Below are 7,803 nucleotides of genomic sequence, written 5' to 3' on the forward strand. Positions count from 1 at the left end.
CGTTGTTGCCGATGATCCGCGCGCGACGCGTGTTGTAGAGCTGGATGCCGTTGCCGCGGCGGGGCGAATCGAAATCACGCTTGCCGGTGATCAGATTGTTCTCGATCAGCACGTCGTTGGCCTTCTCGATCCACAGCCCGAACAGCGTGTAGGAGAAATCGCAGTTGCGTACCACCGCCTTGTGCGAGCCGGGGTAGATGTAGACGCCGGCATGCTGGTACAGGGTGTCGCCGCCGGAGTTGGCGATGATCAGGCCTTCGATGGTGACGTCCTCGGCCTTCACGCTGATGGTGTTTTCCTTCAGCTCGCCGTCGATCGTCGGACGGTCGATGCCGCGCAGGGTCAGCGGCTTGTCGATCAGCAGGTGGCCGAAATAGCGCGCGCGCTCGACTTCGATGGTGTCGCCCGGTGAGGCGCGGTCGATCGCGGCCTGGATGGATTCGCCTGCCTTGACCCGCCACACTTCGGCCGCGGCCGCTGGCACAGCGAGCATCGCAAGCAGGCTGGCAGCGAGCAATGCCGCCATTGCGATGTTCCGCAGGGCGGTGAGGGGCTTCATGATGCGCTCCATGTCGGGAAGTCGGCGGAGAAAAGCAATCGAGGGGCTTGCCGCCCCTCGGTTCAGGCCAGGCAGCGCTGATGGCGTGCCGCGTTCAGTGCTGCAGGATCACGGACGCACGATCATGCGTGTGCGCATCTCCAGGTGCAGGGCGTGGCAGAAGTGCGTGCAGTAGCACCAGAACACGCCCGGTTTGTCGGCTGTGAAGGTGACCGACTTGGTTTCCAGCGGATTGACGGTGAAGTTGATGTCGTATTTCGGCATCGCCCAGCCGTGCGTAAGATCCTCCACCTTGTCGAGGTTGGTCAAGATGATGGTGACCTCATCGCCGACCCTCACTTCGAACTCGCGCAAGGTGTAGGCTGGCGCCATCGAGGCAATCTTGACCGTGACCTTGTTGCCGTCACGGAACACGCCGGAATCCTTCGGATCCTTCACCGCGAGCGGATGGGCGTCCAGCACGCCGACCTGGCGGGTATTGATGATGTCGCGCCGGACGATGACGAAATCGTGGGGTTCCGGATGCACCGGGTGGTCGGCCAGCAACACCATCTTCTCGCCACGGATATCGATCAACTGCTCGTTTTCCGGGTGCATCGGGCCGACCGGCAGGAAGCGGTCCTTGGAGAACTTGCAGCCCACCGCGAGGAACTGGCCGTCGGCCTCGCGGGTTTCGCCCATCGAGGCGTTGATGTGGCCCGGCTGGTAATGCACGTCGATGCGGTCGACCACGGCCTGCACGGACTTGTCGCCGGCGTAGAACTGGATCGCCTTGTCGATGTTCCACTTGACGACCTGGCTGTCCAGGAACAGCGTGGTGAAGGCGTTGCCGCGACCGTCGAAAGTGGTGTGCAGGGGGCCGAGGCCGACTTCGACTTCGGCGACCACCGCCTTGCGGACGTCGTCGAGCTTGCCGTCGAGCCAGTCGGCGACCTTGCCCACCTCGATCACGGTGCAGGTAGGCGACAGCTTGCCAGAGCAGATGAAATACTTGCCGTCCGGGCTGGCATTGACACCGTGCGGATTCTTCGGCACCGGAACGTAGGCGGACAGCGCGGTGGCCGGGTCGGTGTTGGCAGCCCGGGTGCCGTCCACCACGGGCACCTTCGAGTCGCCGATGGTGGTGAACTTGCCGTCCTTGATCGCCTGTTCGACGCGGCCCACATCCAGGAACACGCAGGCGTCCATTTCGGCCGACATCATGTCTTCGTAATGTACGCCGCCTTCGGTGTTGTACTGGTTCGAGGCCGCGAAGCGGCCGTCGTACGAAGTCGCCACCAAGTCCATGTTGCCGTCGACCTTGGCCTGCCAGCGGACCTCCATGGTTTCCGCATCGACGCAGGTGAACAGGCAGAAGTACTTCGTCGGGTCGTCCAGGTCGCGGCCGTCGTTGGGTTGCGGAATGTGGAATTCATTGCCGCAGAACACGCGGGTGGTGTGGTTGATCGCAGGATCGACCGGATCGCGCTTGTCCGGGAAGATGCCGTGGAAGCCCTGGATGTTGGGCAGCTCGGTGATCGCGTCGCACTCGAAGACGTCGCCGCGGATACGGGCGAGGCGGCCGTGGATCTTGTCGTTGACCCAGAAGTACTTGCCGTTGAAGGTACCGTCGGTGTACGAGCCGTGGATGTGGTGCGTGTCGCCCGTCATGTACTTCAGGCGTCCGTCGGGGCGGGTGCCGATGACCTTCTTCGACTCGTTGGTGATGCCCCAGCCGCTCATGCAGTCGATGTTGAAAGTCGGGATGCGCTTGATTTCCCGGCCCGAGGGCAGGCCGAGAATGCGGCATTCGCCCGAGTGGCCGCCGGACCAGACACCGTAGTAGGTGTCGAGTTCTCCCGGCTGCATGTGCAGGTGCATGTCGCTTGCGGCGGCTGCCGGAGCGCCAGCGGCGGAGGGGGCTGTTCCAGATGAAGCAGCGGGCGCGGGAGCCGTTTCGTTGTTGCAGGCCGACAGGCCGACCGACAGGCCGGCACCGGCCAGGCCGGCGAAGGCAGCGGTGTTCAGGAACTTGCGGCGGCTCGGATCCGGCATCGCATCGGCCGGGTTCATCTTCATTTCTTCGTTCATGATCATCTCGCTCCCTTTCTGGCTTGATCGACGCTCGTCCAGGCATCCGGCTCATGGGCCTGGCTACTGCCCGCATGAATGTCCATGACAAACGTTTCGTGGCAGTTCCTGCGGATGCACTTTAGGCCCGCCAGGGAGGGGGGGACTTGATATATGTTAAAGGATGGTTATATTGCCATGAACGAATATTCATCGGTGCGGTGGAGCAGGGGACGGAACCCGGCATGCCGGACAGCTTGAACGGCAAAAGCGCATTCCCTCGGGCGACCATCCCGAAATCCACCTGCGCCATGCGTGCATCTTGCGCGAGGAGGTTCGGGCGCTACAATTCCCGTGGCTGCCGGACCCGGCTCGGCGTGCGGGCTGTTGCTGATCGGGCACGACCGGCCTTCTGCTCTTCGGCGCCTCGAAAGTGCCCATTCCATCGGGGCTGAATCCTCGTGTGCCTATCCGTTCCGGGCGCCGTACTGAAGGATGGCCATGATCCGGTTCATCGTTCTCGCCTGTCTGTGTTTCGTCGCGGCCTCGGTGCTTGCGACCTGGCTGTACGGCATCTTTGCAGCCCGCGTTCAGGGAGAGGTCTCCCACGCGCTGCCGGTCGAGGGCGGGCGGACGCTGCTCGACAGGCAGATCGGCGCCGCGACGGACGCCCACCCAGGCAAAAACGGCCTGATCCTGCTGGCCGAGAACCTCGATGCCTTTGCCGCGCGCGGCCTTTCGGCCCGCAAGGCCGAGCGTTCGCTCGATCTGATGTACTACATCTGGCATGAGGACCTGACCGGCCGGCTTCTCCTTGCCGAGGCACTTGCCGCAGCCGGGCGCGGCGTGCGGGTGCGGATCCTGATCGACGACATCGGCACCAGCCATACCTGGGACGCGATGATCGCGATGGCGCACCACCCGCAGATCGAGATCCGCATCTTCAACCCGACCCGGGCGCGGGAGGGCAGCCTGCGGCGTGGCATCGAAATGGCGCTGCGGGCATTCAGCGTGACGCGGCGGATGCACAACAAGGCCTGGATCGTCGATGGACGCATCGCGATCCTGGGCGGGCGCAACATCGGCGACGAGTATTTCGATGCGGCCGAAGAAACCAATTTCCGCGACATGGACGTACTGGTGATGGGGCCTGTCGTCGCACAGGCGGAAACGATCTTCGACGACTACTGGAACAGCGGCGTGGCGCTGCCGATCGACAGGCTCTCGCCCGTGCAAGACCCCAGGGCCGCACTGGAACGGATTGCCCCGGGATTGAGCGGCACCGCCGATGAGGCCACTGCCCGCCCATACCTGCAGCGCCTCGTCGAACGGCTCTCGCTGCTCGACCCCGGGGCGGAGCAGCCCCATTGGACGGCGAACGCACGGATCATCGCCGATCCGCCGCAGAAGGCGCTTGGCAGGGATGGCGAGAACTGGCTGATGCACGAGCTGCGGCCGGTGTTCGAGGGCGCGCGCGAACGGCTCGAGATCACCTCGCCCTATTTCATTCCCGGAGAGCAGGGCACGGCGATACTCGCCGCCATTGCCGCAAGAGGCGTTTCGGTTTCGGTCCTGACCAATTCCCTGGCCGCGACCGACGTGGCCGCGGTCCATGGCGGCTATGCGCGCTACCGTGTCCCGCTGCTCGAGGCGGGCATCAGGCTCTGGGAACTGCGCCCCGAGGATCAGGACAAGAATTTCTCCCTGCGCGGATCGAGCGGTGCAAGCCTGCATACCAAGGCCTTCAGCGCCGACGGGCGCGTGGGCTTCATCGGCTCGATGAATCTCGATCCGCGTTCGACTTCGCTCAACACCGAGATGGGGGTGCTCTTCGATTCCGGAACGCTGGTGGCAAGGATGGAGGCAGTCTGGCAGCGCGAAACCGCTCCTTCGCGCAGCTATGAGGTCCGTCTGACGCCGCAGGGCAGGCTGGAATGGAGCGCAAGCCGGAACGGGGAGCCCGTCCGCTACGACAGGGAACCCGAAACCTCGCTGCCGCGGCGGCTTGCCGCGCGAATCATCGGCATGCTGCCGCTGGAATCGCAGCTCTGAGCCGTGGATGATGGTCCATGGTGCGGCGCTCTGCTGCCTGAGTGATGACTGCCTGATCGTGGTGCCTATGGCATCGATAGAAACTATTAAATTTTGTTGTTTGAATAATTTCCATAAAATTCAAAAACCCATTCGAACAATGGGGCCTATCGACTAACCTGCGGCAGGAGTGCGCCATGAATGACGATACCAAGAAGTGTCCCGTGACCCAGCTGACGACCGATTTCGGTGCCCCGGTCGTCACCAACCGCGACAGCCTCACTGCCGGCCCACGTGGCCCGCTGCTTGCGCAGGACGTGTGGCTCAACGAAAAGCTCGCCAATTTCGTGCGCGAGATCGTTCCCGAGCGCCGCATGCACGCCAAGGGCTCGGGCGCCTTCGGCACTTTCACGGTGACCAAGGACATCACCAAGTACACCCGTGCCAAGATCTTCAGCGAAGTCGGCAAGAAGACCGAAATGTTCGCCCGCTTCACCACTGTGGCCGGCGAGCGCGGCGCCGCCGACGCCGAGCGCGACATTCGCGGCTTCGCCCTCAAGTTCTACACAGAGGAAGGCAACTGGGACATGGTCGGCAACAACACGCCGGTGTTCTTCATTCGCGATCCGCGCCAGTTCCCCGACCTGAACAAGGCCGTCAAGCGCGACCCGCGTACCAACATGCGCAGCGCCACCAACAACTGGGACTACTGGACGCTGCTGCCCGAGGCGCTGCACCAGGTCACGGTGGTGATGAGCGACCGCGGCATCCCCGCCAGCTACCGCCACATGCACGGCTTCAGCTCGCACGCCTACAGCTTCTGGAACGCGAAGGGCGAGCGCTTCTGGGTCAAGATGCACTTCAGGACCCAGCAGGGCATCAAGAACCTGACCGACGCTGAAGCCGAAGCGCTCGTCGGCAAGGACCGCGAAAGCCATCAGCGCGACCTGTACGAGGCCATCGAGCGCGGCGACTTCCCCAAGTGGACGATGTACATCCAGGTCATGCCCGAGGCCGATGCCGAGAAATACCGCCTGCACCCCTTCGACCTGACCAAGGTCTGGTACAAGGGCGACTATCCGCTGATCGAAGTGGGTGAGTTCGAGCTGAACAAGAACCCGGAAAACTTCTTCTCCGATGTCGAACAGAGCGCCTTCTCGCCGTCCAACCTGGTGCCCGGCATCGGCGCCAGCCCGGACCGGATGCTGCAGGCCCGCCTGTTCAACTACGCGGATGCGCAGCGCTACCGGCTGGGCGTGAATCACCACCAGATCCCGGTCAACCGGGCACGCTGTCCGGTGCATAGCAACCACCGCGACGGTGAAGGCCGGGTGGATGGCAACTACGGCGGCCTGCCGCACTACGAGCCCAACAGCTTCGGCCAATGGCAGGCGCAACCGGAGTTCGAGGAACCGCCGCTGCGTCTGACCGGCGAAGCCAAGCACTGGTCCTACCACCAGGACGACGACAACTACTTCGAGCAGCCGCGCAAACTGTTCCAGCTGATGACGCCGGCACAGCAGGAAGCCCTGTTCGGCAACACCGGCCGCGCCATGGGCGATGCGCCGGAATTCATCAAGTTCCGCCACATCCGCAACTGCCATGCGGCGGACCCGGCCTACGGTGCCGGCGTGGCCAAGGCGCTCGGCATCGACCTGGAGAAGGCGCTGGCCTCCAAGCAGGACGACCCGATGTACGGCAACCCGCTGGTGCCACTGCCCGCCTGACGTGAGGTTTTGCCCGGCGCCGAAGGGTGCCGGGCGGCAGTGTTGTTCTTCTTTCGACAGGCCGGTCCTATGCAGATAGGACCGGCCTGTTTTCATTGTGCTGCCGGCGGCATCCCATCTTCGGATGATGAGGGCCCTGGGGTGCCCGTCCATTTTGGCGGATAGGCTCCGATGGGGTCTTCCTGCTTGCTGTCCGGGCGGCAAAGGCGTGACGAGTCAGGGCGGCAGCCAGTCATCGTGCGGGCATCGAAACCGGACCCAGACGCGGCAGCAGCTTCACATAGAGCAGTTCACTGACGAGTTCCACCAGCGTCTGCGCGACGATCACCGCTGGTATCAGGGGAAGGGCGCCCGGAATCGCCAGGCCCAGCGGCAGCACGACCAGCGAGTTGCGGGTGGCGCTGCTGAAGGCGACCGCCCGAGCCTGATCCGCCGGCAGCCGCCAGCCGCGCGCCACCGCCCAGCCCAGCAGCGGCGAGACGACGGCAAAAGCGATGTAGACCGGCACGACCGTGCGGACCGCATCCAGCGCCAGGCCGAGCTGGGGCGTCACGGCCGCGACGACGACGAACAGCACCGCCGCGGTAGCGGGAACGGGGAACAGACCCAGCAGGGCTGCCGCTTTCGCGCCCGTTTTGGCGCGGGCGGCCCATGCCTGGCAGGCGGCCGCCAGTGCCAGCGGCACCGCGATCAGCCAAGTGAAGGCATGCAGGAAGGGCTCCCATTGCACGACCCGGGCTGCGCTGTCGCCGAGAAACAGTCCCAGGAAAACCGGCAGCAGCAGCATCTGCGCGGCCAGCAGCACCGGCGTGGAGGCCAGCAGCGCGCGGGCATCGGCACGGCCGAGATGGGCGAAGGTCACCACATAGTCGATGCACGGCGCCAGCAGTACCAGCAAGGCGCCGGTGCGCAACAGCGGATCGTCCGGCAGCCAGTTCATCAGCACCGCCACCAGTATCGGCACGACGATGAAGTTCGCCGTCAGCAAGGCGCCCAGGAAGCGCACGTTCGCCAGGGCCTGGCGCAGCTCGATCAAGGGCACTTGCAGGAAGGTGACGAACAGCATGAAGGCGAGCAGGGGATCGATCGCCGGTGCCAGTGCCGCCGTGCCCGGCAGCAGCCATGCCAGCGCGGCGGCGAGCAGCACGGCGAGGAAATAGATGGCAACCTGCCGGGATTCGAGTCGTTCCCGCAGCGCGGCAGCAGACATGTCGATCGGTCCTGAAGATCGGCGCCACGGCAGATCCCGCCATGGAGGTGGGCAGGCAGCCATGGGCGGACAGCGGCTGCCGGACGGGAAGGAGCCACGCCGAAGATGATGAAATCGCCGAGCGATTCTACCCGCGTCTTCTCCACTGGCCGATGGCCTTCCGGCACCAGGCCGGTCAGCAGGGCCGATACCGCATCGGCTTGGTCGATCATGGTCACGATGGCCTA

6 protein-coding genes are annotated in these 7,803 nt (G+C 64.5%); 3 read left to right on the plus strand and 3 right to left on the minus strand.

Translation table 11 applies throughout. From position 1 onward, the window contains the following. Together TBU01S_RS22070 and nosZ are read right to left on the minus strand one after the other, a co-directional pair. Positions 1 to 559 (minus strand): right-handed parallel beta-helix repeat-containing protein (locus TBU01S_RS22070; RefSeq protein WP_245651016.1); only part of this gene is annotated, 559 nt, incomplete at its 3' end. A gap of 108 nt (positions 560 to 667) precedes the next feature. Then, positions 668 to 2,629, minus strand: coding sequence for a TAT-dependent nitrous-oxide reductase (gene nosZ, locus TBU01S_RS22075; protein WP_068639645.1), 1,962 nt, complete (start codon positions 2,627 to 2,629; stop codon positions 668 to 670). A gap of 480 nt (positions 2,630 to 3,109) precedes the next feature. On the opposite strand from nosZ, the gene TBU01S_RS22080 reads away from it, so the two are divergent. Beyond that, complete coding sequence (locus TBU01S_RS22080) at positions 3,110 to 4,660, plus strand: phospholipase D family protein (protein ID WP_217999681.1); 1,551 nt, start codon at positions 3,110 to 3,112, stop codon at positions 4,658 to 4,660. 176 nt (positions 4,661 to 4,836) lie between these two features. Beyond that, on the plus strand, positions 4,837 to 6,366 hold the full coding sequence (locus tag TBU01S_RS22085; protein ID WP_068639643.1) for a catalase: 1,530 nt from the start codon (positions 4,837 to 4,839) through the stop codon (positions 6,364 to 6,366). 232 nt (positions 6,367 to 6,598) lie between these two features. Here TBU01S_RS22085 and TBU01S_RS22090 read toward each other — a convergent pair whose 3' ends face one another. Beyond that, complete coding sequence (locus TBU01S_RS22090) at positions 6,599 to 7,576, minus strand: arsenic resistance protein (protein ID WP_068639644.1); 978 nt, start codon at positions 7,574 to 7,576, stop codon at positions 6,599 to 6,601. Positions 7,577 to 7,617: 41 nt separating this feature from the next. Between TBU01S_RS22090 and TBU01S_RS24635 the strand changes: the two genes are divergently transcribed. Continuing rightward, positions 7,618 to 7,803, plus strand: a 186-nt coding sequence (locus TBU01S_RS24635; RefSeq protein ID WP_217999682.1) for a hypothetical protein, incomplete at its 3' end; no start/stop codon positions are given.

The sequence above is a fragment of the Thauera butanivorans NBRC 103042 genome (assembly GCF_001591165.1).
Classification (GTDB): domain Bacteria; phylum Pseudomonadota; class Gammaproteobacteria; order Burkholderiales; family Rhodocyclaceae; genus Thauera; species Thauera butanivorans.

What these genes read in the sequence shown, in the direction of transcription:
- nosZ (WP_068639645.1), bottom strand. Translation starts at nt 2,629, where the DNA reads ATGAACGAAGAAATGAAGATGAACCCGGCCGATGCGATGCCGGATCCG.
- TBU01S_RS22080 (WP_217999681.1), top strand. Translation starts at nt 3,110, where the DNA reads ATGATCCGGTTCATCGTTCTCGCCTGTCTGTGTTTCGTCGCGGCCTCG.
- TBU01S_RS22085 (WP_068639643.1), top strand. Translation starts at nt 4,837, where the DNA reads ATGAATGACGATACCAAGAAGTGTCCCGTGACCCAGCTGACGACCGAT.
- TBU01S_RS22090 (WP_068639644.1), bottom strand. Translation starts at nt 7,576, where the DNA reads ATGTCTGCTGCCGCGCTGCGGGAACGACTCGAATCCCGGCAGGTTGCC.